General features: G+C 63.4%; 24 protein-coding genes. 13 read left to right on the top strand and 11 right to left on the bottom strand.

Going from position 1 to position 26,960, the window contains the following annotated elements; translation table 11 throughout:
- Window positions 1–33 precede the first annotated feature (33 nt).
- The 6 genes from SFA35_RS22025 to SFA35_RS22000 form a co-directional block, all read right to left on the bottom strand.
- On the bottom strand, window positions 34–1,629 hold the full coding sequence (locus SFA35_RS22025) for an ABC transporter substrate-binding protein (protein WP_320572642.1): 1,596 nt from the start codon (window positions 1,627–1,629) through the stop codon (window positions 34–36).
- A gap of 80 nt (window positions 1,630–1,709) precedes the next feature.
- On the bottom strand, window positions 1,710–3,086 hold the full coding sequence (locus tag SFA35_RS22020; RefSeq protein WP_320572640.1) for an OprD family porin: 1,377 nt from the start codon (window positions 3,084–3,086) through the stop codon (window positions 1,710–1,712).
- A gap of 175 nt (window positions 3,087–3,261) precedes the next feature.
- Window positions 3,262–4,860: an ABC transporter substrate-binding protein gene (locus tag SFA35_RS22015; protein ID WP_320572637.1), complete on the bottom strand. Its 1,599-nt coding sequence runs from the start codon at window positions 4,858–4,860 to the stop codon at window positions 3,262–3,264.
- Window positions 4,861–5,106: 246 nt separating this feature from the next.
- Entirely contained in the window at window positions 5,107–6,705 is a 1,599-nt protein-coding gene (locus SFA35_RS22010) for an ABC transporter substrate-binding protein (RefSeq protein WP_320572635.1), read from the bottom strand.
- A 252-nt stretch (window positions 6,706–6,957) separates the two neighbouring features.
- Window positions 6,958–8,556, bottom strand: a complete 1,599-nt coding sequence (locus SFA35_RS22005) for an ABC transporter substrate-binding protein (protein WP_320572632.1) — start codon at window positions 8,554–8,556, stop codon at window positions 6,958–6,960.
- Window positions 8,557–8,637: 81 nt separating this feature from the next.
- The gene (locus SFA35_RS22000; RefSeq protein ID WP_320572630.1) at window positions 8,638–9,348 is read right to left on the bottom strand and encodes an SIMPL domain-containing protein; all 711 of its coding nucleotides are present in this window, start codon (window positions 9,346–9,348) and stop codon (window positions 8,638–8,640) included.
- A 190-nt stretch (window positions 9,349–9,538) separates the two neighbouring features.
- On the opposite strand from SFA35_RS22000, the gene SFA35_RS21995 reads away from it, so the two are divergent.
- From SFA35_RS21995 to SFA35_RS21960, 8 genes are all read left to right on the top strand, one after another.
- The gene (locus SFA35_RS21995) at window positions 9,539–9,745 is read left to right on the top strand and encodes a hypothetical protein (RefSeq protein WP_320572629.1); all 207 of its coding nucleotides are present in this window, start codon (window positions 9,539–9,541) and stop codon (window positions 9,743–9,745) included.
- A 58-nt stretch (window positions 9,746–9,803) separates the two neighbouring features.
- On the top strand, window positions 9,804–9,980 hold the full coding sequence (locus tag SFA35_RS21990; protein ID WP_320572626.1) for a hypothetical protein: 177 nt from the start codon (window positions 9,804–9,806) through the stop codon (window positions 9,978–9,980).
- Between the two features lie 98 nt (window positions 9,981–10,078).
- Window positions 10,079–11,341, top strand: coding sequence for an ATP-binding protein (locus tag SFA35_RS21985; protein WP_320572624.1), 1,263 nt, complete (start codon window positions 10,079–10,081; stop codon window positions 11,339–11,341).
- Window positions 11,334–11,894 (top strand): response regulator transcription factor, encoded by a 561-nt coding sequence (locus SFA35_RS21980; protein WP_320572622.1) that lies wholly within the window; start codon window positions 11,334–11,336, stop codon window positions 11,892–11,894. Before SFA35_RS21985 ends, SFA35_RS21980 begins: the two co-directional genes overlap by 8 nt.
- Window positions 11,895–11,971: 77 nt before the next feature.
- On the top strand, window positions 11,972–13,708 hold the full coding sequence (locus SFA35_RS21975) for an ABC transporter ATP-binding protein/permease (protein ID WP_320572619.1): 1,737 nt from the start codon (window positions 11,972–11,974) through the stop codon (window positions 13,706–13,708).
- A gap of 63 nt (window positions 13,709–13,771) precedes the next feature.
- Window positions 13,772–14,518, top strand: a complete 747-nt coding sequence (locus SFA35_RS21970; RefSeq protein ID WP_320572617.1) for a FadR/GntR family transcriptional regulator — start codon at window positions 13,772–13,774, stop codon at window positions 14,516–14,518.
- A gap of 32 nt (window positions 14,519–14,550) precedes the next feature.
- On the top strand, window positions 14,551–15,492 hold the full coding sequence (locus tag SFA35_RS21965; RefSeq protein ID WP_320572615.1) for an AEC family transporter: 942 nt from the start codon (window positions 14,551–14,553) through the stop codon (window positions 15,490–15,492).
- Window positions 15,493–15,547: 55 nt separating this feature from the next.
- Window positions 15,548–16,909 carry an amino acid permease gene (locus SFA35_RS21960; protein ID WP_320572613.1) on the top strand — a complete coding sequence of 454 codons (1,362 nt, stop codon included), beginning with the start codon at window positions 15,548–15,550 and terminating at the stop codon, window positions 16,907–16,909.
- An 8-nt stretch (window positions 16,910–16,917) separates the two neighbouring features.
- Here the strand turns inward: SFA35_RS21960 and SFA35_RS21955 are convergent, their stop codons facing one another.
- The 5 genes from SFA35_RS21955 to gatC form a co-directional block, all read right to left on the bottom strand.
- Entirely contained in the window at window positions 16,918–17,967 is a 1,050-nt protein-coding gene (locus tag SFA35_RS21955; RefSeq protein WP_320579184.1) for a calcium/sodium antiporter, read from the bottom strand.
- A 53-nt stretch (window positions 17,968–18,020) separates the two neighbouring features.
- Window positions 18,021–18,398 carry a septal ring lytic transglycosylase RlpA family protein gene (locus tag SFA35_RS21950; protein ID WP_320572610.1) on the bottom strand — a complete coding sequence of 126 codons (378 nt, stop codon included), beginning with the start codon at window positions 18,396–18,398 and terminating at the stop codon, window positions 18,021–18,023.
- Between the two features lie 74 nt (window positions 18,399–18,472).
- On the bottom strand, window positions 18,473–19,918 hold the full coding sequence (gene gatB, locus SFA35_RS21945; RefSeq protein ID WP_320572608.1) for an Asp-tRNA(Asn)/Glu-tRNA(Gln) amidotransferase subunit GatB: 1,446 nt from the start codon (window positions 19,916–19,918) through the stop codon (window positions 18,473–18,475).
- Window positions 19,919–19,928: 10 nt separating this feature from the next.
- The gene (gene gatA, locus SFA35_RS21940) at window positions 19,929–21,380 is read right to left on the bottom strand and encodes an Asp-tRNA(Asn)/Glu-tRNA(Gln) amidotransferase subunit GatA (RefSeq protein WP_320572606.1); all 1,452 of its coding nucleotides are present in this window, start codon (window positions 21,378–21,380) and stop codon (window positions 19,929–19,931) included.
- A gap of 16 nt (window positions 21,381–21,396) precedes the next feature.
- On the bottom strand, window positions 21,397–21,684 hold the full coding sequence (gene gatC, locus SFA35_RS21935) for an Asp-tRNA(Asn)/Glu-tRNA(Gln) amidotransferase subunit GatC (protein WP_320572604.1): 288 nt from the start codon (window positions 21,682–21,684) through the stop codon (window positions 21,397–21,399).
- 236 nt (window positions 21,685–21,920) lie between these two features.
- Between gatC and mreB the strand changes: the two genes are divergently transcribed.
- The 5 genes from mreB (at window position 21,921) to rng (ending at window position 26,960) form a co-directional block, all read left to right on the top strand.
- On the top strand, window positions 21,921–22,958 hold the full coding sequence (gene mreB, locus SFA35_RS21930; RefSeq protein ID WP_008371426.1) for a rod shape-determining protein MreB: 1,038 nt from the start codon (window positions 21,921–21,923) through the stop codon (window positions 22,956–22,958).
- A gap of 222 nt (window positions 22,959–23,180) precedes the next feature.
- Window positions 23,181–24,272 carry a rod shape-determining protein MreC gene (gene mreC / locus SFA35_RS21925; RefSeq protein WP_320579181.1) on the top strand — a complete coding sequence of 364 codons (1,092 nt, stop codon included), beginning with the start codon at window positions 23,181–23,183 and terminating at the stop codon, window positions 24,270–24,272.
- Window positions 24,273–24,297: 25 nt separating this feature from the next.
- Complete coding sequence (gene mreD / locus SFA35_RS21920; protein ID WP_320572601.1) at window positions 24,298–24,789, top strand: rod shape-determining protein MreD; 492 nt, start codon at window positions 24,298–24,300, stop codon at window positions 24,787–24,789.
- Between the two features lie 60 nt (window positions 24,790–24,849).
- Entirely contained in the window at window positions 24,850–25,428 is a 579-nt protein-coding gene (locus SFA35_RS21915) for a nucleoside triphosphate pyrophosphatase (protein ID WP_320572600.1), read from the top strand.
- A gap of 74 nt (window positions 25,429–25,502) precedes the next feature.
- Window positions 25,503–26,960: a ribonuclease G gene (gene rng / locus SFA35_RS21910; RefSeq protein WP_320572599.1), complete on the top strand. Its 1,458-nt coding sequence runs from the start codon at window positions 25,503–25,505 to the stop codon at window positions 26,958–26,960.

Here is a 26,960-nt window from a genome sequence, read left to right as displayed (position 1 = left end):
GGCCGGGGTAGGGCCTTGGGCTGACATGGTTTTCTACTTCACCTGGGTGGTGGCGAAGTTATTATTGGTCAGCGGGCTGATATGGAAGCCTTCGACATTGTTGCGGGTGGCGCTGAACAGTTTCGGGTGGGCCAGGCTGAGCCATGGCTGTTGGTCGTGAAACACCACCTGCGCCTGTTCATAAAGCGTTGCACGTGCAGCCGGGTCATTCTCGCCGCGCGCCTTGGCAATCAGATCATCAAACTCCTTGTTGCACCAGCGTGCAGAGTTTTCGCCACTTTTGGCTGCATCGCAACTCAAGTTGGGGCTGAGGAAGTTGTCCGGGTCGCCATTATCGCCGGCCCAGCCGTAAAACAGCAGGTCGTGCTCCCCGGCCTTGGCTCGCTTGTTCAATTCGCCCCACTCGAATACGCGAATATCACCCTTGAGCCCGATTTTGGCCAGATCTGCTTGCAACAATTGCGCTGCCAGGGTCGGATTGGGGTTGGTGGCGCCACCGCCATTGCGGGTGAAGATGGTCAAGGTGGTGCCTTCCGGCACGCCGGCCTGCTTGAGCAGCTCGCGGGCCTGGGCCGGGTCGTGGGGGGTGTCGACGATTGCCTTGTTGTAGCCCAGCAAGGTCGGCGGATAGGGATTGACGCCCAAGGTAGCGTTGCCCGGCCCGAACAGGGCGCCCACCAGGTTGGGTTTGTCCAGCGCCATCTGGATGGCGCGGCGCACGCGCACGTCGCTGAGCCACTTGTGCTCGGTGTTGATGGCCACGTAGCTGGTCATCAGCGCGTCCATTTCTTCCAGGTGCAGGTTGGCATCAGCCTTGATGCTGGCGACGTCCTCGGGCTTGGGGTAGACCATCACCTGGCATTCGTTGGCGCGCAACTTCTGCAGGCGCACATTGCTGTCGGTGGTGATGGCGAACACCAGCGGGTCGGCCGGCGGCTTGCCCTTGTAGTAGTCAGGGTTGGCCTTGTAGCGGATCTGGGCGTCCTTGGAGTAGCGCACCAGGATGAACGGCCCGGTGCCGACCGGCTTGGCGTTCAGCTCTTCGGTCTTGCCGGCCTTGAGCAGCTGGTCGCCGTATTCGCTGGAGTAGATCGAGGCAAAGCCCATGGCCATATCGCGCAGGAACGGTGCCTCGGCGCGATTGAGGGTGAACCTGACGCTGTAGTCGTCGAGCTTGTCGATGCTCTTGATCAGGTTCTGCAGGCCCATGGATTCAAAATAGGGGAAGCCCATCGGGCTCTTGTCGTGCCAGGGATGCTTGGGGTCCAGCTGGCGCTGGAAACTCCACAGCACATCGTCGGCGTTCAGCTCGCGGCTGGGCTTGAAGTAGTCGGTGGTCTGAAACTTCACGCCACGGCGCAGGTGGAAAGTGTACTGGGTGCCGTCGGGGCTGATGTCCCAGCTCTCGGCCAGGCCCGGCTGGGTGTCGGTGGTGCCGGGGGTGAAATCCACCAGGCGGTTGAAGATCGCTTCCGAAGAGGCGTCGGCCGTGGTGGCGGTCGTGTACTGCACGATATCGAACCCCTCAGGGCTCGCTTCGGTGCATACCACCAGCGGTTTGGCTTGAACGCCGACGCTGGCGCCGAGCAAGGCTGCGACTAATGCAGCTTTGATTGTTAGCGGTTTCATCAGGTCCCTCTATGGCCGAGTGGCAGCGTGGTAGCCAGGGTCGATTCGTGGAATCGACCCTGGCCGGTGGGGTGGCGCAGTTACAGGATGGTGAATGGAACGGTAGTGACCAGACGGAACTCGTTCAAGTTGCCGTCGGCCTGGTTTTCACTGGCGCGGTGGGTGGTGTAGGTGGCGCGCACGGTGGTGGCCTTGAGCGGGCCGCTCTGCACGGCATAGGAAGTCCCCACGCCGTATTCGTAGTGGTGCTCGCCGTCCATCGCGGTCAGGCCGCTGTAGCCGGTACCCCGGTAGTGGGTGCCGTCGATGCCCCAGCCGCGCGCATGGTAGATGCTGAACTTCAGGCCAGGTACACCGTACTCGCCCATGTTCAGGCCGTAGGCGACCTGGAAGGACTTCTCGTTCGGGCCGTTGAAGTCCGACAGCAGGGAGTTGGCCAGGAAGATGCCGTTGGTTTCGTGCAGGTAGTCGAAGTACTCGTTGCCGGACACTTCCTGATAGGCCAGGGTCAGGCTGTGGGCCTTGTGGGTACCGGTGAAGGCCAGGCTGTAGGTGTCGTTGTCGATACCGCCGAGCAGGCTCTTGCCGGTGTTTTTGGTCTTGTAGTAGTTCACGCTGGTGTTCAGCGCGAATACATCGCTGTCGCCCAGGTCATGGCTGGCACCGAAGTAGTACTGGTTCCAGATGTCCTCGGCCTGGGTGGCGAACAAGGTGGTCGTCAGGCTCTTGAATGGCCGGTAGTTGACGCCTGCGGTGTTGACGTGGTCGGCGCTGACATCGCGGTTGCCGTACTCGGAAACGAACTTGGTCAGGCTCTGCTCGGTACGCGGCGACACCCGGTCAAAGGTACCGGCATCGAACGAGAGGTTGTTGAACTCGGCGCTGTGCACGGCCAGGCCCTGGAAGCTGGAGGGCAGTGCGCGGTTGCCGATGCTGGCGACCATTGGCGAGTCCATGGACTGGCGGCCGGCGGTCAGGGTGGTATTGCTGACGCGGAACTTCATGTTGCCCAGGCCCAGCTTGCTCCATTGGCCCACGGCATCGCCGTCGTCTTCGGTCAGTGTGCGGTTGGAGCCGCCGGCCAGGTCGCGGCGGCTGCGGTCCAGTGCCACTGCGTTGTACACGGCCAGTTCGGTGCTGACGCCAACGGTGCCCTGGGTGAAGCCCGAGGTGTAGTTGACGATGGTGCCCTGCACCCAGTTGATCCGACGCGAAGTAGGCGTGGAGACGCCATCCTTGTTGTAGGAAAAGCTGCTGTCGCGGCGAGCCAGCTCATTGGCGTACCAGTTGCGAGTGGTGCCACCCAGCGACTGACCTTCGATGAAACCGCTCGCCTCGCCTTGGGCGCTGGTAGTCGCCAGGGTGGTGGGAACGAATTCCTGACTGGCAGGCTCCGCGTACGCCAGGCTGCTGAGCCCGCCGATGGAGAGTGCCAACAACGTCTTTTTGATGATCATGTGAAGCTCCTTGTTTCGCAGGTCCCATCGAGTGGGCCTGCTTAATTTTGGGTGAAACATTTACTGCCAAATTGCCCATTGCAAACGTTTGCAATGGCGTTTATGCGCCCCTTCTCCTCAAAGCGGCGCGTGCCATGCCAGAGCAGGCCGGTGGCCTGCTCCAGCGTGCTCTGGATTAATCGATCAGGCTGACGCCGTTGAAGTCGTTCCGCCCGAACGGGCTGACCTTGAAGCCTTCGACTTTGGCGCTCAAAGGCTGATTGACCATGGAGTGGGCAATCGGCGTGATCGGCACCTGTTGCTTGAAGCGTTGCTGGGCCTGGCGGTACAGCTCGCTGCGTTGGTCGCGGTCGGTGATGCGCTTGGCCTGGCGGACCAGTTGGTCGTAGGGCTGGTCGCACCATTGCGAGTAATTGTTGCTGCCAATGGCGGCACAGCTGAAAAGCGTGCCGAGCCAGTTGTCCGGGTCACCGTTGTCGCCGGTCCAGCCTATCAGGGCGATATCATGCTCGCCGTCCTTGGTGCGTTTGAGGTACTCGCCCCATTCATAGCTGACGATGCGCACCTTGAGCCCGACCTTGGCCCAGTCGGCCTGGAGCATCTCGGCCATCAGTTTGGCGTTGGGGTTGTACGGGCGTTGCACCGGCATGGCCCAGAGTGTCAGCTCGGTGCCTTCCTTGATGCCGGCCGCCGCCAGCAGCTCGCGTGCCTTCTGCGGGTCGTGGGCCGCGTCCTTGATGGTCGCGTCGTAGCCCCACTGGGTGGGTGGCATGGCGCCCACGGCCAGCTGCCCGGCCTGCTGATAGACCGCCGCCAGAATCGCCTGTTTGTTCACCGCCATGTCCAGCGCCTGGCGCACCGGCAGTTGGTCGAGCGGTGCGCGTTTGACGTTGTAGGCGATGTAGCCGAGGTTGTAGCCGGTCTGTTCCATGACCTTCAGGCCGGGGTCGGCCTTGAGCGCCGCCAGGTCTGCCGGGCGTGGGTTGAGGGTCACCTGGCATTCATTCTTGCGCAGCTTCTGCACGCGCACTGCCGCGTCGGTGTTGATCGAGAACACCAACTGGTCGAGCTTGACCTGCTCCGGTGCCCAGTACTGCGGGTGGGCCCTGTAGCGGATCTGCGAATCCTTCTGATAGCGCTGGAAGGCGAAGGGCCCGGTGCCGATCGGTTGATGGTTGATGTCACTGGGCCGGCCGCTGGCCATCAGGTGTTCGGCGTATTCCAGAGACAGGATGGAAGCGAAATTCATCGCGATGTTCTGCACGAAGGCGGCGTCCACCTCGCGCAGCGTGAACTGCACGGTCTGCGGGTCGAGCGCGGTCACGCTGGCCAGGTTCTGGTCCAGGCTCATGCTGGTGAAGTACGGGAATTCGGCGGGGTAGGCGACCCGGAACGGATGATTGCGGTCGAGCATGCGATTGAAGGTGAACAGCACGTCGTCGGCGTTGAAGTCGCGGGTCGGCTTGAAGTTTTTGTTGCTGTGGAACTTGACCCCTTCACGCAGGTGAAAGGTGTAGGTCAGGCCATCGGCCGAGACGTCCCAGCGCGTCGCCAGGGCGGGCACCACGGCGGTACCGCCCTGTTCGAATTCGGTCAGGCGGTTGTACAACGGCTGTGCTGCATCGTTGTCGGTGCCGCCGGTGAACTGCGCGATGTCGAAACCGCCCGGGCTGCCTTCGGAGCAGAACACCAGGGAGTTCGCAGCCTGGGCCAGCGAAGCGCTGCCCAGCAGGCCGATGCCGCACAGGGCCGAGACGAATGTTTGATGGCGCATAAAAAGTCCTTGTTGTTATGGGTCGGGCCGCGCAACGTTGACGTCGAAGACGCGCGCATGCGGCAAGCCATGACTTTGAGGGTCTGGGCTCTCGACCGTATAGGCGACGTTTCCGGATCGCAGTAGGAAAAATTCTGAAAAGCACACCGCGCTGCGCAAAAGCAGTGGCGGGGCCTTTGAAAAAAGGATTTCCGGAGGTTGCGAGCGGTTTTCGGGGTGCCTCCATGCACCCCCGAAAACAGGTTGTTACTTGAGGCTTACACCATAGAAGGAGTTCAAGCCCAGCGGGCTGATCTTGAAGTCCACCACGTTGGCACGCATCGGTTGGTAGACCGTGGAGTGCGCGATCGGGGTCAGCGGCACCTGGTCCTTGAGCAGGTGCTGAGCCTGCTTGTAGAGCTCGGTACGCTTGGCCTGATCCGGAGTGCCCTTGGCGGCCTTGATCAACTTGTCGTAGTCGGCGTTGCACCACTTCGCGAAGTTGTTGCCGTTGATGGCGTCGCAGCCGAACAGGGTGCCCAGCCAGTTATCCGGGTCACCGTTGTCGCCGCTCCAGCCGATCAGCATGGCGTCGGTTTCACCGTTCTTGGCGCGCTTGATGTACTCGCCCCACTCGTAGGTGACGACTTTTGCCTTGATACCCACCTTGGCCCAGTCCGATTGCAGCATTTCGGCCATCAGCTTGGCGTTGGGGTTGTAGGGACGCTGTACCGGCATGGCCCATAACTGGATCTCGGTACCTTCGGCAACGCCGGCGGCCTTGAGCAGTTCCTTGGCTTTTTCCGGGTTGTAGCCGGCGTCCTTGATGGTGGTGTCATACGACCACTGGGTTGGCGGCATGGCGTTGACCGCCAGCTGGCCAGCGCCCTGGTACACGGCGTCGATGATCTGCTGCTTGTTCACCGCCATGTCCAGTGCGCGGCGCACGTTGACGTTGTCCAGCGGCTTGTGGGTGACGTTGTAGGAGATGTAACCCAGGTTGAACCCGGCCTGGTTCGGCATCTGCAGGGACTTGTCTTCGCTCAGCGGCTTGATGTCGGCCGGGCGAGGGTAGGCGGTGACCTGGCACTCGTTCTTCTTGAGCTTCTGCATGCGCACCGAGGCGTCGGTGGTGATGGCGAAGATCAGGTTGTCGACCTTGACGTCTTCAGGCTTCCAGTAGTCCTTGTTGCCCTTGTAGCGAATCTGGGCGTCCTTCTGGTACTTGCTGAACACGAACGGGCCGGTGCCGATAGGCTTTTGGTTGATGTCTTCGGGCTTGCCTTCCTTGAGCAGTTGCGCCGCGTATTCGGCCGACTGGATGGAGGCGAAGCTCATGGCCATGTCCTGGATGAACGCCGCGTCGACGCCATTCAGAGTGAACTTGACGGTGTGGTCGTCGACCTTCTCGACCTTGGCGATGTTGCTGTCCATGCCCATGTCGGTGAAGTACGGGAATTCGGTCGGGTAGGCCTTGCGGAACGGCATGTCCTTGTCGAGCATGCGATTGAAGGTGAACAGCACGTCGTCGGCGTTGAAATCGCGAGTCGGCTTGAAGTATTCGGTGGTGTGGAACTTGACGCCTTCACGCAGGTGGAAGACGTAGGTCAGGCCATCGGGGGAAACATCCCAGCTGGTCGCCAGGCCCGGGACCACGGCGGTGCTGCCGCGCTCGAACTGGCTCAGCCGGTTGAAGATGGTTTCGGCCGAGGCGTCGAAGTCGGTTCCGGTGGTGTACTGGCCTGGGTCGAAACCCGCCGGGCTGCCTTCGGAGCAGAAAACCAGATTGCTGGCGGCGTGCGCGAATGGCGCGCTGGCCAGCAGGCTTGCTCCTACCAGAAACGGAATGACTGCGTGTTTGAGCATGGTGGCCTCATTGTTGTCATTTGGATTGAGGGCGACCTTGTGAGTCGACCTGCGGATACTTATGCAGGCCGCATACCCAAATCAAGGCTCAACGGGCAATTGCTAGCGAGACTGTGGAACGAACGTCCAAAAATGTCGCATGGATATAAAAATTAGTTCATAAAAACGTTTGCTACTGGATATTTCAGTGCATTTCGCGCACCAGAACACCCCATTCGAGTCATATTGCGCACTTCAATGGGGCGTGCGGTATCACTTGCTCAGGCTGACTCCGTAGAACGGCGTGAGGCCAAAGGGGCTGATCTTGAAGTCTTGGACTTCCTTGCGCATCGGCTGGAAAACCGTGGAATTGGCGATCGGCGTGATAGGTACCTGTTCCTTGAGGATTTTCTGTGCCTGCTGATAGAGCTTCACGCGCTCGTCGCGGTTGCTCGACAACTTGGCCTGCTGGATCAGCTTGTCGTAGGCCGGGTCACACCATTTGGCGTAGTTGCTGCCCTTGACCGCTGCGCAGCTATAGAGCACGCCCAGCCAGTTGTCCGGGTCGCCGTTGTCGCCGGTCCAGCCGTAGATCATCACGTCGTGTTCGCCGGCCTTGGCGCGCTTGATGTACTCGCCCCACTCGTAGCTGACGATGTTGGCCTTGATGCCGACCTTGGCCCAGTCGTTCTGGATCATCTGCGCCGACATGCGCGCATTGGGGTTGGACGCCCGTTGCACGGTCATGGCCCAGAGGTTGAGCTCGGTGCCCTCTTTCACCCCGGCTTCCTTGAGCAGCTGGCGGGCCTTGTCCGGGTTGTAGGGGGCGTCCTTGATGTTCGGGTCGAACGACCACTGGCCCGGTGGCAGGGCGTTCTGCGCCAGCTGCCCGGCGCTCTGGTACACGGCCTTGATGATTGCCGGCTTGTCGATGGCCATGTCGAGCGCCTGGCGCACTTTCAATTGATCGAGCGGCTTGTGGGTGACGTTGTAGGCAAGGAAACCAAGGTTGAAGCCGGCCTGGCTCTGCACCTTGAGATTGGGGTCCTGCCTGGCCACTTCGATGTCTTCGGGCCGCGGGTAGCCACTGACCTGGCACTCGTTGCGCTTGAGCTTCTGCAGGCGCACCGCAGCGTCCGGGGTGATGGCGAAGATCAGGTTGTCGATCTTCACATCGTCCGGCTTCCAGTAGTCCTTGTTGGCCACGTAGCGGATCTGCGCGTCCTTCTGGTAGCGCTTGAACACGAACGGGCCGGTGCCCACAGGCAGCTGGTTGAGGTCGGCGGCCTTGCCGTCCTTCAACAGTTGCGCGGCGTATTCGGCGGATTGGATCGAGGCAAAGCTCATGGCCAGGTTCTGCACGAAGGCGGCATCGACGTTGTTCAGGCTGAAGACCACGGTCTGCGGGTCGGTCTTGTTCACTGACTTGATGGTGGTATCCAGGCCCATGTCAGTGAAGTAGGGCGACTCGGCGGGGTATGCCTTGCGAAACGGCATGTCCTTGTCGAGCAGGCGCTGGAAGGTGAACAGTACGTCGTCGGCGTTGAATTCACGGCTGGGGGTGAAGTACTCGGTGGTGTGGAACTTCACGCCCTGGCGCAGGTGAAAGGTATAGGTCAGGCCGTCCGGCGAGATGTCCCAGGAGGTGGCGAGGCCGGGCTCGACTTCGGTGCCGCCGCGCTTGAACTGGGTCAGGCGGTTGAATACGGTCTCGGCCGAAGCGTCGAAATCGGTGCCACTGGTGTACTGGCTGGGGTCGAAGCCGGCGGGGCTGGCTTCGGAGCAGTAGACCAGCGTGCTGGCCGCGTGAGCCAGCGGGGCAGTGCCGAGCAGGGCGGCGAGCAGCAGGGGTTTGAAGGCGAATCGATCCATGGAGGCCTCTGGTTTTCGGGAGTCGGGCAGGTTTACCGCGTTACGGCCCTCGCGAGCAAGCTTTGAACGGCTGGCTGCGCCTCAAGGCATCACTACCTCGATCGTCCCCTCGGCGGTGATGCTCACCTGGCTGGTGCCCGCTTCCACGTCCGGCGTCACTGGCGCTGCGTCGCGTGCGGCTTTCATCATCATCACCGGCGCACGGGCGAAGGTCGGATTGAAGCCACTGGTGTTCAGGTTCAGGTTGACGACCTTGTAGCTCTTGCCGCCCATGGCTTCAGTGGCCAGGGCTGCGCTGCCCTTGAAGGCGCCGACGGCCTCCTTGAGCAGGGCGTCTTCATTGACCTTGCGGCTGTTGGGCGAAATGGCGAAGTCCATGCTGCCCATCTTCAAGTTCTGCAGCAGGTCGCCGGTCAGCCTGGACAGGGCCGGGAAGTCGGGGCTCTCCAGGCGGATTTCCGCGCGCTCGCGCCAGCCGGTGATCTTCTGGCCCTTGTCGTCATAGACCGGGTAGCTGTTGCGCGCGCCCTGGCGCAGGGTCACGCCCTGGACCTGGCGCGCCTGGGCCAGGGCCTTGTTGACACTGTCGCTGATCTGCGCGGCGAGCCGAGCCGGATCGGCGTCCTGGGCCTCGGTGTAGAGCGTCACCATCATCAGGTCGCGGGGCACCTCCTGGCTGACCTCGGCGCGCAGGGATATCTGGTTGTAGCGGGCGTCGTCGGCCAGGGCCGGCAGGCTGGCGAGGGCGCCGGCGGCGAGAAGGACGGCGGCGCTGCGGCTGAGGCGAGGCATCGGGTAGCTCCTTGTGAATCGGGCAGAAGTGACGCAGGGTCAGACTCTAAACCCGGGGGTGGGTTCAGGCCACCGCTGCAGGGGTTCGGGAAAAATCGTGAATCAGTTTCGCTGAGGTGCAAGGCAGCGAATTCTGTTTACATCGACAACCACAGGGCAGGATGCCCCATGAGTCGAACAAGGAGGCGCAATGTTCATCGACAGCAAGGAGGACCTCGCCCGTGATGCGTTCGCTCTGGAAAAGGGCCGACGTATCGCCGACATGCGAAAACTGATCATCGAGGCCAAAAAACTCCAGGCCGAACGGCTCAAGATCCACGTCCAGATTCTCGTTTACCCCTTGCTGGCCGGTGCCGGGATACTGACTGCCGTGTCCGCTTATCTCTCTACCGGCTGAGGCGGTGATCGCCCAGCCTCGGGTGTTATCCCTGGTGCGAACCAGAAGGAGCGACAACATGAAATCCGAATTCGATGATGAAATTCGCTCGGTTCGGGAACTGGCTCGAGAGCTGGATGAGGAAATTCGTCGTGAACGCGAGCGCCATTGGATCTGGACCCCAGGCCTCATTCCGTTTGTGATTGGCATGGCTGGGGCCGCGGCGGTCATCTATGCCAAGAGCCTGATGAGTTAGCGGACGGCGCTGTGGCTGTTTGCCGCAGGTTTGCTGGTATTCTGTAACACACGGTTATACTTGCCACGATCTGCCCGCTGCGCCCATATGGAGAGCTCATGCTCGCCTCGGTACCTCTTTCTGCTACACGCCAGAACCTCTGGCGCCTGACCCTGGTACGCATCCTGGTATTGGCCGCCCAGGCCGGCTCGGTCGGCTTTGCCTACCTGACCCATCTGCTGCCGCTGCCCTGGTTGCCATTGAGCATCACCCTGGCCTGTTCGGCCGTGCTCTGCGCCGTCACTTCCATGCGCCTGCGCGCCTCGATGCCGGTCACTGAGCTCGAATATTCGCTGCAGCTGGCCTGCGACCTGCTCATCCACAGCGTGCTGCTGTACTACTCGGGCGGCTCGACCAACCCTTTCGTGTCCTACTACCTGGTGCCGCTGACCATCGCCGCGGTGACTTTGCCGTGGGTCTACTCGCTGGGGCTCTCAGGGTTGGCGCTGGTCTGCTACACCACTTTGCTGGTGCGCTTCTATCCGCTGGAAACCTTCCCGATCATCGCCCGCGAGAACATGCAGATCTACGGCATGTGGCTGAGCTTCGCCCTGGCGGCGGGGGTCATCACCTTTTTCGCCGCGCGCATGGCCGAGGAGCTGCGGCGCCAGGAGCAGCTGCGTGCCGAGCGCCGCGAAGAGGGGCTGCGCGATCAGCAGCTGCTCGCGGTGGCCACCGAAGCTGCGGGTGCGGCGCACGAATTGGGCACGCCGCTGGCGACCATGAGCGTGCTGCTCAAGGAAATGCGCCAGGACCACACCGACCCGGCGTTGCAGGAAGACCTCTCGGTGCTGCAGGATCAGGTCAAGCTGTGCAAGGAGACCTTGCAGCAACTGGTGCGTGCCGCCGAGGCCAACCGGCGCATGGCCGTGGTCAACCGCGAAGTCACCGCCTGGCTGGCCGAGTCTCTGGACCGCTGGCACCTGATGCGCCCGGAAAGCACCTACCGCTTCGAATGCCTGGGCCCGGGCATGGTGCCCTGGCTGGCGCCGCCGCCCGATCTGACCCAGGCGCTGCTCAATCTGTTGAACAATGCCGCCGACGCCTGCCCGGATGACCTGCAAGTTCAGCTTGACTGGAATTCTGAAAATATCTTCATCAGCATCCGCGACCACGGTCCCGGTGTACCCTTGGCTATCGCCGAGCAGATCGGCAAACCTTTTTTTACCACCAAAGGCAAAGGCTTCGGCCTGGGCCTGTTTCTGAGCAAGGCCAGCGTGACACGTGCCGGCGGCTCGGTGAAACTCTATAGTCATGAGGATGGCGGCACGCTCACCGAGCTGCGCCTGCCCCGTGACGCCCGAGGAGACGGACATGAGTGACGAAACCCAGGTTGAAAGCGAAGACCTGCCCCACCTGCTGCTGGTCGACGACGACGCCACCTTTACCCGGGTGATGGCGCGCGCCATGGGCCGCCGCGGCTTTCGCGTGAGCACGGCGGCTTCGGCCGATGAAGGCCTGGCGCTGGCCCAGCAGGACCTGCCGGATTTCGCCGCGCTGGACCTGAAAATGGAGGGCGACTCCGGTCTGGTGTTGCTGCCCAAGCTGCTGGAGCTGGACCCGGAGATGCGCGTGGTGATCCTCACCGGCTATTCGAGCATCGCCACCGCCGTCGAGGCGATCAAGCGCGGCGCCTGCAACTACCTGTGCAAGCCGGCCGATGCCGACGACGTACTGGCCGCGTTGCTGTCCGAGCACGCCGACCTCGACACCCTGGTGCCGGAAAATCCCATGTCGGTGGACCGCCTGCAATGGGAGCACATCCAGCGCGTGCTTACCGAGCATGAGGGCAACATCTCCGCTACCGCCCGCGCCTTGGGCATGCATCGGCGCACCCTGCAGCGCAAGCTGCAAAAGCGCCCGGTCCGCCGCTGAACTTCAATTTCCTGCCGTTTCGCGCCGGGGGGCGAGAGCGTCCCCTGCGCGCAGCCAGCCACCTTCGAGCCTGAACGATGAACCAGAACGCTGAAAATTCCGCGGTCAACGACGCCGTGCATGATCGCTTCCTGCCGCGGGTGTGGAAACTCATCACGCCGTACTGGCGCAGCGAAGAAAAAGCCGGCGCCTGGGTGCTGCTGCTGACCGTGATCGGCCTGTCGCTGATCAGCGTGGCCATGTCGGTATGGTTCAACAGCTGGAACCGTGACTTCTACAATGCGCTGGAGCACAAGGACTACGACGCGTTCGTGCAGCTGATCCTGTACTTCTGCGGCATTGCCGTGGTGGCGATCATCGCCGGAGTGTTTCGCACCTACCTGACGCAGATGCTGACCATCCGCTGGCGTCGCTGGCTGACCGAAAAGCATTTCGCCAAGTGGCTGGCGCACAAGAACTACTACCAGCTCGAGCAGCGCGCCACCACCGACAACCCGGATCAGCGGCTGTCCGAAGACCTCAACAGCTTTACCTCGGACACCCTGGCGCTTGGCCTGGGCTTTATCCGCAATCTGGTCAGCCTGGTGTCGTTCTCGGTGATCCTCTGGGGCGTCTCCGGCTCCATCGAGGTGTTCGGCCTCAGCATCCCCGGGTACATGTTCTGGGCGGCGTTGCTGTACGCGCTGGTCGGGAGCTGGATCACCCACCTGATCGGTCGCCGCCTGATCGGCCTGAGCAACCAGCAACAGCGTTTCGAAGCCGACCTGCGTTTCAGCCTGGTGCGGGTGCGCGAGAACGCCGAGAGCATCGCCCTGTTCGATGGCGAGGCCAACGAAAACCTGCGCCTGAGCCAGCGATTCGGCCGGGTCTGGAGCAACTATTGGGACATGATGCGGGTACAGAAGCGCATGAGCTTCTTTACCAGTGGCTATGCGCAGATCGCCAACGTGTTCCCCTTCATCGTCGCGGCGCCACGTTACTTCAGCGGCAAGATCGACCTGGGCAGTCTCATGCAGATTTCCCAGGCATTCGGCAACGTGCAGGAAAGCCTCAGCTGGTTCATCGACGCCTATGTGAGCCTAGCCAGTTGGCGTGCCACCTGTGATCGTCTGCTCAGCTTCCGCGCGGCCATGGACGCCAACGAGGAGCGCAGCGGCGGCGTGCAGGTGCTGCAACGGGGCCACGCCCTGAAAGTCTCCGACCTGACCCTGGGCCTGGCCAATGGCCCGGTATTGCTCGACAGCGTCGAGCTGGACGTCGGCGCAGGCGAGCGAGTGCTGCTCAGCGGCCGCTCCGGTTCAGGCAAGAGCACCTTGCTGCGTGCGCTGGGCAACCTCTGGCCCAATGGCCGTGGGCAGATCGAAGTGCCGGCGGAGCGCACCTTGTTCCTGCCGCAAAAGCCCTACCTGCCGATCGGCACGCTGCGCGAGGCACTGAGTTATCCACAGCCGGTGGAGGCCTACGCGGCCGAGCGCTATGCCCAGGTGTTGCAGGCCTGCCGCCTGAGCGCGCTGGTCGAGCGGCTGGACGAGAGCAATCACTGGCAGCGCCTGCTGTCGCCTGGCGAGCAGCAGCGCCTGGCCTTTGCCCGCGCCTTGCTCTATGCGCCCCAGTGGCTGTACCTGGATGAGGCCACCTCGGCCATGGACGAGGAGGACGAGGCGGCCCTGTATGAAGCGCTGATCGAGCAGCTGCCAGGCCTGACCATCGTCAGCGTCGGCCATCGCAGCAGCCTCAAGCGCTTCCATACCCGCCAGGTGCGCATTGAAGGGGGGCAACTGGTGCCGCAGGGTGCGACAGTACCGTCACTGTGATCGTACAACCCGCTTGCGCTATGATGCGCAGACAATAACCACAGTTCGAGAACGATGTTGGATATGGAAAAGCACAGCGCTCCGCCCCGGGCCCGCAGAAAGCCCCGCAGCCTTGCCCAGGAACTGGTCACGGTACTGACGGAGCGGATCCTCAGTGGCGAGCTCAAGCGCGGTGACAAGCTGCCCACCGAGTCGGCGATCATGGAAGAGCAGGGGGTCAGCCGCACCGTGGTGCGCGAGGCGATCTCGCGGCTGCAGGCGGCCGGCCAGGTCGAGACGCGCCACGGCATCGGCACCTTCGTGCTCGACACCCCCAGCCCGAGCGGTTTTCGCATCGACCCGGCGACCATCGTCACCCTGCGCGAAGTGCTGGCCGTGCTGGAGCTGCGCATCAGCCTTGAGGTGGAATCCGCTGGCCTGGCTGCCCAGCGCCGCTCGCCGGAGCAACTGGGTGCCATGCGCGCCGCGCTGGATGCCCTGCAGGAAAGCGCCGCCCACGCCACCGACGCCGTGGCTTCGGACTTCCAGTTTCACCTGCAGATCGCCTACTCCACTGGCAATCGCTATTTCACCGACATCATGACCCATCTAGGCACCAGCATCATCCCGCGCACGCGGCTGAACTCGGCGCGCCTGGCCCATGATGACCAGCAGCATTACATGAACCGCCTGAGTCGCGAGCACGAGGAAATCTACGAGGCCATCGCCCGCCAGGATTCCGATGCGGCACGCGCGGCCATGCGCCTGCACCTGACCAACAGTCGCGAGCGGCTGCGCCAGGCCCATGAAGACGCCCAGGTTCAAGGGTGACCCACAAGCCCTGACCACAAGGATGCCCCGGCATGCTGGCGATCTTCCTGCAAACGTTGAACATCACCATGCCGGTGTTCGCCATGCTGTTTCTCGGTGTGCTGCTCAAGCGCATCGACTGGATCAACGACAATTTCATCCACACCGCGTCGTCGCTGGTGTTCAACGTGTGCATGCCGGCGCTGCTGTTTCTGGGCATCTACCACGCCGACCTGCACGCCGCGATCAAGCCGGGGCTGATCTTCTACTTTATCTTCGCTACGGTCGCCAGCTTCGCCATCAGTTGGGGCATGGCCATCTGGCGGGCGCCGCTGGCCGACCGTGGCATTTATGCCCAGGGCGCGTTCCGCGGCAACAACGGCGTCATCGGCCTGGCGCTGGCGGCCAGCATGTACGGCGACTACGGCATCTCGTTGGGGGCGATCCTGGCGGGCCTGGTGATTGTTCTCTACAACTCGCTGTCGACCGTAGTGCTGGCCATCTACAGCCCGGTGATCAAGTCCGACCCCTGGAGCATCACCAAGAGCGTGGTGGCCAACCCGTTGATCATTAGCGTGATCGCCGCCACGCCCATGGCCATCTGGCAGGTGCCGCTGCCCAACTGGATTCTCTCCTCCGGCGACTACGTGGCGCAGATGACCCTGCCTTTGGCGCTGATCTGCATCGGTGGCACCCTGTCGTTGGCGGCCCTGCGCGAGAGTGGTGCGCTGGCGGTCGACGCCAGTCTGGTGAAGATGGTCTGGCTGCCGCTGATCTTCACCTTCATCGCCTGGGCCCTGGGTTTTCGCAAGGCCGAACTGGGCATCCTGTTTCTCTACATCGGCGCGCCCACTGCGGCGGCCAGCTACGTCATGGCCCGCGCGGCCAATGGCAACCACCAGTTGGCGGCGGCGATCATCGTGATCACCACCGTCGCCGCAGCGATCACCACCAATATCGGCATTTTCCTCTTGCAGTGCGGCGGCTGGATATAGATCCTGTGCGCCCACCGCCAGCCTCGGCGCTCACGACACTGCGAAGGACCCCTCCATGGTTGACCAATCGGCGCCCGCAGGCCTGCACCGCGGCCTGAAAAACCGCCATATCCAACTCATCGCCCTGGGTGGTGCGCTCGGCACCGGCCTGTTCCTGAGCATCGGCCAGACCATCGGCATGGCTGGCCCCTCGGTGATCCTCGGCTATGCGATCGCCGGGCTGATTGCCTTCTTCATCATGCGCCAGATGGGTGAAATGGTGGTCGAGGAGCCGGTCGCCGGTTCCTTCAGCCACTTTGCCCACAGCTACTGGGGCGAGTTCGCCGGCTTCATGTCGGGCTGGAACTACTGGGTGCTGTACGTGCTGGTGGGCATGGCCGAGCTGACGGCGGTGGGCGTGTTCGTCGACTATTGGCTGCCAGGGTTTCCAACCTGGATCACGGCAATGTTCTTCTTCGTGCTGATCAACCTGATCAACCTCAGCCAGGTCAAGGTCTACGGGGAGATGGAGTTCTGGTTCTCGCTGGTCAAGGTGGTGGCGATCATCGCCATGATCGGCTTCGGCGCCTGGCTGTTGCTCAGCGGCAACGGCGGCCCGCAGGCTGGCGTTGCCAATCTCTGGCAGCACGGCGGCTTCTTCGCCACCGGCGTCGGCGGCCTGATCAGCGCCATGGCGGTGATCATGTTCTCTTTTGGCGGCCTGGAACTGGTGGGTATCACCGCTGCCGAAGCGGACGATCCGCAGCGCAGCATCCCGCGGGCGACCAACCAGGTGATCTACCGGATTCTCCTGTTCTATGTGGGGGCGCTGTTCATTCTGCTGTCGCTGTTCCCGTGGCAGAACGTGGTGCAGGGCGGTAGCCCGTTCGTGCTGATCTTCCACGCCCTGAACGCCAATGCAGTCGCCAACGTGCTCAACGTGGTGGTGTTGACCGCCGCGCTGTCGGTCTACAACAGCTGCGTGTACTGCAACAGCCGCATGCTGTTCGGCCTGGCGCGCCAGGGCGACGCGCCCAAGGCGTTGCTCAAGGTCAACAGCGGTGGCGTACCGCTCACCGCCCTGGGCGTCTCGGCCCTGGCCACGGCCTTGTGCGTCGTGGTCAACTACGTGATGCCCGGCGAAGCGCTGCAGTTGCTGATGTCGCTGGTGGTGTCGGCGCTGGTGATCAACTGGTGCATCATCAGTATCACCCACCTGAAGTTCCGCGCTGCCAAGCGCGGCGAAGGTCGGACGACCCTCTTTCCCAGCTGGGGCTACCCGCTGACCAACTACCTGTGCCTGGCGTTTCTGGCGGGCATCCTGGTGATCATGTACATGACCCCGGGGATCCGCATCTCGGTGATCCTGATCCCGTTCTGGATGGCGTTGCTGGGTGTGGCCTTTGTGATCAAGCGTCGGCGCGGTTCCAAGCTTTGACAAGTCCCTCAGCCCTTGCGTTGCTGCCTGCGCCACCCTCGCACGAAGCTGGCCAGCAGCAGCGCCGCCAGCAGCGGCAGCCCATAGAACAGCATCAGCCGCTCCAGCCGTGTTGCCAGCCCCAGCCCGGTGCTGAAGGCAATCACGTGCAGCCCATAGGCCAGGTACAGGCCGAGCAGGGCGATGCCTTCGGCGCGGGTGATGCGAAAGCCGCTGAGAAACAACGGCAGGCTCAAGGCTGCAACGCCTATCATCACCGGCAGGTCGAACGTCAGCGCATTGGGTGAAATGCTCAAGGGTTGCGGGGCAGCCAGCGCGGTCAGGCCCAGCACCCCGAGCAGGTTGAACAGGCAGCTGCCCACCACATTGCCCACGGCCAGGTCGCGCTGGCCGCGCAGCGCGGCGATCAAGGAAGTGGCCAGTTCCGGCATCGAGGTGCCGACGGCGACGATGGTCAGGCCGATGATGCGATCGGACAGGCCGTAACCCTCGGCGATGTCCACTGCAGCGTCCAGCAGCAGGTGGCCGCCAGCGATCAACAGTCCAAGCCCCGCCAGCAGCACCAGCAGCTGCGGCCAGGCGCGCGTTGCCGGCTGCCCGGTTGCGGGCAGCGGGCGTTGCTGGCGCCGGGCCTGGCGGCGGATCAGGAACAGGTACAGGGCCAAGCCGCACAGCAGCGCCAGGCCTTCCAGGCGACCCAGCTGCTGATTCAGCGACAGCAACCAGACCAGAAGGCTGGCACCGATCATCAACGGGATGTCCAGGCGCACCAAGGTGCGCGAAACCCGCAGCGGCGTGAGCAGGGCGGTCAAGCCGAGGGTCACCAGCAGGTTGAAGATGTTGCTGCCGAACACACTGCTCACGGCAATGTCCTGGGCGCCGCCCAAGGCTGCCTGCAGGCTGATGACCAGCTGCGGCGCACTGCTGCCGCAGGCCACCATGCTCAGGCCGATGATCAGTGGGCGTACCCGCCAGCGGTTGGCCAGGCGCACGGCGGCGCGCACCAGCAGGTCGGCGCCGCCGATCAGCAGCAGCAGGCCGGCGGCCCATTGCAGCAGGCTCAGGGCAAGAGGGGGCGCGACGTCGAAGATGGCGATAGATCCTGGAGAGTTCAGTCGGAAAGACTTTGTACCCGCACTTGCGCGGTTCCGCTACCGATCATGCCGAGTTGTTCGGCGGCGGCGCGCGAGACATCGATCAGTCGCGAGCGGGTGTGCGGGCCGCGGTCGTTGATGCGCACCACGACGCTGCGCCCGTTGGCCAGGTTGGTGACCTGTACGCGGGTGTCGAACGGCAGGCGGCGGTGGGCGGCGGTCAGGTCGTTCTGGTCGAAGCGCTCGCCGCTGGCGGTGCGCCGGCCCTGATGGCGAGCAGCATAGAAGGATGCCGCGCCGGTTTCGTTGTAGCCGTGGGGGTCGATGAGCGATTCCTGGCTGGCGCAGCCGGCGAGGAGGCTAATGAGGGCGAGAGCCGAGAGCAGGCGCCACATGTCGGGGGATCCTTGTCGAGGTGCCCGGAAAAGCTCGGGGGCTTTGCCCCCGGGCTTTCTGACCGGAGGAACGATCAGCCTTCGAGCTTGCTCTTGAGCAATTCGTTCACCTGTTGCGGGTTGGCCTTGCCCTTGGAGGCTTTCATGGCCTGGCCGACGAAGAAGCCGAACATCTTGCCGCGCTTGGCCTCGTCGGCAGCGCGGTATTGCTCGACCTGTTCAGCGTTGGCGGCCAGCACTTCGTCCAGCACCTTCTCGATCGCGCCGCTGTCGGTCACCTGCTTGAGGCCCTTGGCTTCGATGATCTGATCGGCGCTGCCTTCACCGTTGGCCATCGCCTCGAACACCATCTTGGCGATTTTGCCGGAGATGGTGTTGTCCTTGATGCGCAGCAGCATGCCGCCCAGTTGCTCGGCGCTGACCGGTGCCTGGTCGATCTCCAGGCCCAGCTTGTTGAGCAGGCTGCCCAGTTCGACCATGACCCAGTTCGCTGCCAGCTTGGCGTCGCCGCCGATGCTGACGACCTGCTCGAAGTAGTCGGCCTGCTCACGGCTGGAAGCCAGCACGCTGGCGTCGTACAGCGACAGGCCGAACTGGCGCTGGAAGCGCTCGCGCTTCTGCGGCGGCAGCTCTGGCAAGGTGGCGCGGGTGGCGTCGAGGAAGGCGTCCTCGATGACCACCGGCAGCAGGTCCGGGTCGGGGAAGTAACGGTAGTCGTTGGCTTCCTCCTTGCTGCGCATGGCGCGGGTCTCGTCCTTGTTCGGGTCGTACAGGCGGGTCTGCTGAATGACCTTGCCGCCGTCTTCGATCAGCTCGATCTGGCGCGCCACTTCACTGTTGATGGCGCGTTCTATGAAGCGGAACGAGTTGACGTTTTTGATCTCGCAGCGGGTGCCGAATTCCTTTTGCCCTACCGGGCGCACCGAGACGTTGCAGTCGCAGCGCAGCGAGCCTTCGGCCATGTTGCCGTCGCAGATGCCCAGGTAGCGCACCAGCGAGTGCATGGCCTTGACGTAGGCCACGGCTTCCTTGGCACTGCGCATGTCCGGCTCGGACACGATCTCCAGCAGCGGGGTGCCGGCGCGGTTGAGGTCGATGCCGGTGCTGCCGCTGAAGTCTTCGTGCAGACTCTTGCCGGCGTCTTCTTCGAGGTGCGCGCGGGTCACGCCGATGCGCTTGATGGTGCCGTCTTCCAGGGTGATGTCCAGGTGGCCCTTGCCGACGATCGGCAGCTCCATCTGGCTGATCTGATAGCCCTTGGGCAGGTCGGGGTAGAAGTAGTTCTTGCGCGCGAACACGTTGTGCTGGCCGATTTCGGCGTCGATCGCCAGGCCGAACATCACTGCCATGCGCACCGCTTCCTGGTTGAGCACCGGCAGCACGCCGGGCATGCCGAGGTCGACCAGGCTGGCCTGGGTGTTCGGCTCGGAACCGAAGGTGGTGGAACTGCCGGAGAAAATCTTCGACTGGGTGCTGAGCTGGGTGTGAATCTCCAGCCCGATAACGACTTCCCATTGCATAGCTTTCTCCTTAGAAACCGGCCGGGGTACGGGTGTGCCAGTCGGTGGCCTGCTGGTAGCGATGGGCTACGTTGAGCAGGCGACCTTCCTGGAAGTACGGCGCCAGCAGTTGCACGCCCACCGGCAGGCCCTCGACGAAACCGGCCGGCATCGACAGGCCGGGCAGGCCGGCGAGGTTGGCGGTGATGGTGTAGACGTCTTCGAGGTAGGCGGCAACCGGGTCGTTGTTCTTGGCGCCGAGCTTCCACGCCGGGTTCGGCGTGGTCGGGCCTAGAATTACGTCGACTTCTTCAAAGGCGGCCATGAAGTCGTTCTTGATCAGGCGACGGATCTTCTGCGCCTGCAGGTAGTAGGCGTCATAGTAGCCGGCCGACAGCGCATAGGCGCCGACCATGATGCGCCGCTGCACCTCGGCGCCAAAACCTTCGGCGCGCGAGCGCTCGTAGAGGTCGGTGAGGTCCTTGGGGTTCTCGCAGCGATAGCCGAAGCGTACGCCGTCGAAACGCGACAGGTTGGAGGAGGCTTCCGCAGGGGCGATCACGTAGTAGGCCGGGATGGCGTGCTGCATGTTCGGCAGGCTGATCGGCTTGACCACCGCGCCGAGCTTTTCCAGCTCCTTGACGCTGGCGTGGATCAGCTCGGCGATGCGCGGGTCCAGGCCTTCGCCGAAGTATTCCTTGGGCACGCCGATGCGCAGGCCCTGCAGCGAGCCGTTGAGCTCGCTGCGGTAGTTCGGCACCGGCTGGTCGATGCTGGTGGAGTCCAGCGGGTCGAAACCGGCCATGCCTTGCAGCAGCAGTGCGCAGTCCTCGGCAGTGCGCGCCAGCACGCCACCCTGGTCGAGGCTGGAAGCGTAGGCGATCATGCCCCAGCGCGAAACGCGACCATACGTCGGTTTCAGTCCGGTGAGGTTGGTAAAGGCCGCCGGCTGGCGGATCGAGCCGCCGGTGTCGGTGGCGGTGGCCACAGGCAGCAGGCGCGCGGCCACGGCGGCGGCCGAACCGCCGGACGAACCGCCCGGTACGTGGTCCAGGTTCCACGGGTTCTTCACCGCGCCGTACCAGCTGCTCTCGTTGGCCGAACCCATGGCGAATTCGTCCATGTTGGTCTTGCCCAGTGTCACGGTGCCGGCAGCGGCCAGCTTGGCAACCACGGTGGCGTCGTAGGGCGCCTTGAAGTTGTCGAGCATTTTCGACGCACAGCTGGTGCGGATGCCCTGGGTGCAGAACAGGTCCTTGTGGCCCAGCGGTGCGCCCAGCAGGTCACCGCTTTCGCCCTGCGCACGACGGGCGTCGGCGGCCTGGGCCTGGGCGATGGCCAGCTCGTCGGTGACGCTGATGAAGCTGTTGATTTGCGGGTCGAGCTGATGGATGCGCGCCAGCAGGGCGCGGGTCAGCTCCTCGGAAGAAAACTTCTTGTCAGCGAGGCCGCGGGCGATCTCGGCCAGTGTCAATTCATGCATGGCAGGCTCTATTCCCTTAATCGATGACTTTCGGAACCAGGTACAGGCCGTTCTCGACCTTGGGCGCGATGGCCTGGTAATTGTCCCGATTGTTGTGCTCGGTGACCTGGTCGGCGCGCAGGCGCTGACTGGCTTCCAGGGGGTGCGCCAGCGGCTCGATGCCGGTGGTGTCGACCGCCTGCATCAGGTCGACCAGGCCCAGAATACTGTTGAGTGCATCGGTGGTACGTGGCAGATCGGCTTCATTCAACCCGAGGCGGGCCAGATGAGCGATTTTTTCCACGTCGGAGCGATCAAGCGCCATGGGTATCTCCAGTGGAAAACAAAACGGAGGCTGTCCGTGTGTTGGATGCAGTGTGTTAGATTGCGTAGCTCAGTTGCGGAACACTTCAGCGATTCTACGGTCAGATGGCCGCGATCCGGTGAGGGATTGTCCGGAAAAACAACCAATTTAGCATATTGGCGCCTTGCCCAAAATCCCCGCCGTTGTTAGAGTTTGCCGCACTTTTTTACCCACGCGTTGCCTAGGGTCCTTTTCCCATGTTCAAGAAACTGCGTGGCATGTTTTCCAGCGATCTTTCCATCGACCTGGGCACTGCCAACACCCTTATTTACGTGCGTGAGCGCGGTATCGTCCTCAATGAACCCTCGGTTGTGGCCATTCGCACCCACGGTAATCAGAAAAGTGTGGTCGCGGTCGGCACCGAGGCCAAGCGCATGCTCGGCCGTACGCCTGGCAACATCGCGGCCATTCGTCCGATGAAGGACGGCGTGATCGCCGACTTCAGCGTTTGCGAAAAGATGCTGCAATATTTCATCAACAAGGTGCACGAGAACAGCTTTCTGCAGCCCAGCCCGCGCGTGCTGATCTGTGTGCCTTGCAAATCCACCCAGGTGGAGCGTCGTGCCATCCGTGAGTCGGCCCTCGGTGCCGGTGCCCGTGAAGTGTTCCTGATCGAAGAGCCGATGGCAGCCGCCATCGGTGCCGGCCTGCCGGTTGAAGAAGCCCGCGGTTCGATGGTGGTCGACATTGGTGGTGGTACCACCGAAATCGCCCTGATCTCGCTCAACGGCGTGGTCTATGCCGAATCCGTGCGAGTGGGCGGCGACCGCTTCGACGAAGCGATCGTGACCTACGTGCGCCGCAATTACGGCAGCCTGATCGGCGAATCCACCGCCGAGCGCATCAAGCAGGAAATCGGCACCGCCTACCCGGGCGGCGAAGTGCGCGAAGTCGACGTGCGCGGTCGCAACCTCGCCGAAGGCGTACCGCGGGCGTTCACCCTGAACTCCAACGAAGTGCTCGAAGCACTGCAGGAGTCGCTGGCGACCATCGTTCAGGCGGTCAAGAGCGCCCTGGAGCAGTCGCCGCCGGAACTGGCCTCCGACATCGCCGAGCGCGGCCTGGTGCTGACCGGTGGTGGCGCATTGCTGCGCGACCTCGACAAGCTGCTGGCCCAGGAAACCGGCCTGCCGGTGATCGTCGCCGAAGACCCGCTGACCTGCGTGGCTCGCGGTGGTGGTCGCGCCCTGGAAATGATGGACAAGCACACCATGGACCTGCTCTCCAGCGAATGATCTCGCCGCGAGGTTCTGCCTCGCCGCTGCGGTTCGCCAAGAGATGCCTGCAAGGCGTTTACCGTTTGCAGCCAGCACCCTGTGTGCTTACTGTAGGCAGCACGCAGGTGCTGCCTGTAGACGTTCTGTCTTTTCCAGCCGGTTGCTGTGCCATGAATGACCACTTGAACCATTGCCTGGGAGGAGCGGCTTATTAAACCGCTTTTCGCCAAGGGCCCTTCGCTGGGCGTACGCCTGCTGGTGCTGGTCGTGCTGTCGGTCACCTTGATGGTGGTCGACGCGCGCTTCACCCTGCTCAAACCCGTGCGCAGCCAGATGTCGCTGGTGCTGATGCAATCCTACTGGATCACCGACCTGCCGCAGCGTCTGTGGCAGGGTGTGGCGAGCCAGTTCGGCAGCCGCACCGAGCTGATCGCCGAGAACGAGAAACTCAAGACCGAAGCCCTGCTGTTGCAGGGGCGCCTGCAGAAGCTGGCGGCCCTGACCGAGCAGAACGTGCGCCTGCGCGAGCTGCTAAATTCCTCGGCGCTGGTCAACGAGAAGGTCGAAGTGGCCGAGCTGATCGGCATGGACCCCAACCCCTTCACCCATCGCATCGTCATCAACAAGGGCGAACGCGACGGCGTGGTGCTGGGCCAGCCGGTGCTCGATGCCCGCGGCCTGATGGGTCAGGTGGTCGAGTTGATGCCCTACACCTCGCGCGTGCTGCTACTCACCGACTCGACCCACAGCATTCCGGTACAGGTCAATCGCAACGGCCTGCGCGCGATCGCCAGCGGCACCGGCGATCCGGACAGCCTCGAGCTGCGCCACGTTGCCGACACCGCCGACATCAAGGAGGGCGACCTGCTGGTCAGCTCCGGCCTCGGCCAGCGCTTTCCGGCCGGCTATCCGGTAGCCACGGTCAAGGAGGTCATCCACGACTCCGGGCAGCCGTTTGCCATCGTTCGCGCGGTGCCCACGGCGGCGCTCAACCGCAGCCGCTACCTGTTGCTGGTGTTTACCGACGGTCGTTCGCCGGAGCAGCGTGCCAGCGATGCCGCCCAGGCCCAGGAAGCGGCCGATCGGCAAGGCCAGGCGGCACCGGCTGCGGCTCCAGCGGCGACTCCCGCAGGCACCCAGGCTGCCACGCCAGCAGCCACCAGCACGCCCGCTGCCGCCCCGGCGGCCCATGCGCCGGCCAGTGGCCATGCAACTGCAGCGCCCCATGGCGCGGCGCCGGCTGCCGCTGGCGCGGCGACCACGCCAGCAACGCCAGCCAGGCCGGCAACGACTCATTCGACGACGCCAGCCAAATCAAGGGAGCAGCATTGATGCCCGCCAGCCGGAGATATCGCCCATGGTGAGTGTGCGCGCCCCGAACTATGGCTGGGTGGTGTGGCTGACCTTTGCCGTCGGCCTGCTGCTGAGCGTCTCGCCGTTGCCGCAGTTCATGGAAATCCTGCGGCCCTTGTGGCTGGCCCTGCTGATGTCGTTCTGGGCCTTGAGCCTGCCGAACAGGATCGGCATGACCACCGCATTTCTCCTCGGTCTGGCCGAAGATGTGCTGTACGGCACGCTGCTGGGCCAGAATGCGTTGGTGCTGAGCCTGGTCACCTTCCTTATCCTGACCCTGGCGCCACGGGTGCGCAGCTTCCCGATGTGGCAGCAGAGTCTGGTGATCCTGGTGGTGCTCGGTCTGTCGCAGCTGGTGCAACTGTGGCTCAGCGCCCTGACCGGCAACCGCCAGCCGACCCTGGCACTGCTGTTGCCGGCGCTGGTCAGCGCCTTGCTCTGGCCCTGGGTCAGCTACGCGTTGCGCGGGCTGATTCTGCGCCTGAAAATCAACTGACGGCACGCGCCGCCCGGCGCGCCGGCCTGGACACTGCCGTTTTGGGCAAGGAGACGTCCCATGAAAGCGCTTTACCTGGCCTCCGGGTCGCCACGTCGGCGTGAACTGCTCGAGCAGATCGGCGTGCCGTTCAGCGTCATCAGCGCCGCCATCGACGAAACCCCTCTGCCCCAAGAACAGCCGCGTGCCTATGTGGAGCGCCTGGCCCTGGCCAAAGCCCGCGCCGGTGCCGAGCAGGCACCGGGGCCGGGCGTGGTGCTGAGCGCCGACACCGCCGTGGTGCTGGCCGGTCGTATCCTCGGCAAGCCGCTGGACGAAGCCGACGCGCTGGCCACCCTGGCGGCGATGTCCGGGCAGGAGCACGAAGTGTTGACCTCGGTGGCGCTGGTCGACGGTGAGCGCAGCCAGGTGTTCAGCGTCAGCAGCCGGGTACGCTTTCGGCCGATTGCCGCCGCCGAAGCCAAGGCCTACTGGGCCAGTGGCGAACCCCGGGACAAAGCCGGCGGTTATGCCATCCAGGGCCTGGGGGCGGTCTTCGTGCAAAGCCTGCAGGGCAGCTACTCGGCGGTGGTCGGCCTGCCGCTGTGCGAAACGGCGCAATTGCTCGGTGATTTCGGTATTCCCTGCTGGCAGGCGTGACGTCGTCGCCTGCGGCTGACAAGATGGCCTCGATAATTCCAATACTTCCCGCCACCCCTTGACGAGACCCGGCCATGAGCGAAGAGATCCTGATCAACATCACCCCGATGGAGTCACGCGTGGCGGTGGTGGAAAACGGGGTATTGCAGGAGGTGCACGTCGAACGCACCCAGCGTCGCGGAATCGTCGGCAACATCTACAAGGGCAAGGTCGTGCGGGTGCTGCCAGGCATGCAGGCGGCCTTCATTGACATCGGCCTGGACCGCGCTGCGTTCATCCATGCCTCGGAAATCTCCCTGCGCGAGGGTTCGTCGGTGGAGACCATCAGCGCACTTGTGCATGAAGGCCAGAGTCTGGTGGTGCAGGTGACCAAGGACCCGATCGGCACCAAGGGCGCGCGGTTGACCACCCAGTTGTCGATTCCCTCGCGCTACCTGGTGTACATGCCGCGCACCAGCCACGTCGGCATTTCCCTGAAGATCGAGGACGAAGGTGAACGTGAGCGCCTGAAGAAGGTGGTCAGCGACTGCGTGGCCGCCGAGGGCATCAAGGAGGCCGGTGGGTTCATCCTGCGCACAGCCGCCGAGGGCGCGCGGGCCGAAGAGATCCTCATGGACATCCGCTACCTGCGCCGGCTCTGGGATCAGATCGGTGCGCAGATCAAGACCGTTGGCGCACCCAGCGAAATCTACGAGGACCTGGGCCTGGCGCTGCGCACCCTGCGCGACCTGGTCAACCCGAAGATCGAGAAGATTCGCATCGACTCCCGGGAAACCTTCCAGAAGACCACGCAGTTCGTCGCCGAATTGATGCCGGAGATTGCCGACCGCCTGGAGCACTACCCCGGCGAGCGGCCGATCTTCGACCTCTATGGTGTCGAGGACGAGATCCAGCGCGCGCTCGATCGCAAGGTGCTGCTCAAGTCCGGCGGCTACCTGGTGGTGGACCCGGCCGAGGCGATGACCACCATCGATGTCAACACCGGTGCCTTCGTCGGCCATCGCAACCTCGAAGAGACCATCTTCAAGACCAACCTGGAAGCAGCCACGGCCATCGCCCGTCAGCTGCGCCTGCGCAACATCGGCGGCATCATCATCATCGACTTCATCGACATGGAAGACGAAGAGCATCAGCGCCAGGTGCTGCGAACCCTGGAGAAGCAGCTCGAGCGCGACCATGCCAAGACCAATATCATCGGCATCACCGAGCTGGGCCTGGTGCAGATGACTCGCAAGCGCACCCGCGAGAGCCTCGAACAGGTGCTCTGCGAACCCTGCGCCTGCTGCCAGGGGCGCGGCAAGCTCAAGACCGCCGAAACCGTGTGCTACGAAATCTTCCGCGAGATCCTGCGCGAGGCACGGGCCTACCAGGCCGTGGGTTATCGCGTGCTGGCCAACCAGAAGGTGGTCGATCGCCTGCTCGACGAGGAATCGGGTAACGTGGCCGAGCTCGAGACCTTCATCGGACGAACCATTCGGTTCCAGGTCGAGTCCATGTATTCCCAGGAACAATACGACGTGGTGCTCCTCTGA

The sequence above is a fragment of the Pseudomonas sp. HR96 genome (assembly GCF_034059295.1).
Taxonomy (GTDB): domain Bacteria; phylum Pseudomonadota; class Gammaproteobacteria; order Pseudomonadales; family Pseudomonadaceae; genus Aquipseudomonas.
This window is presented reverse-complemented; position numbering and strand designations above follow the sequence as displayed.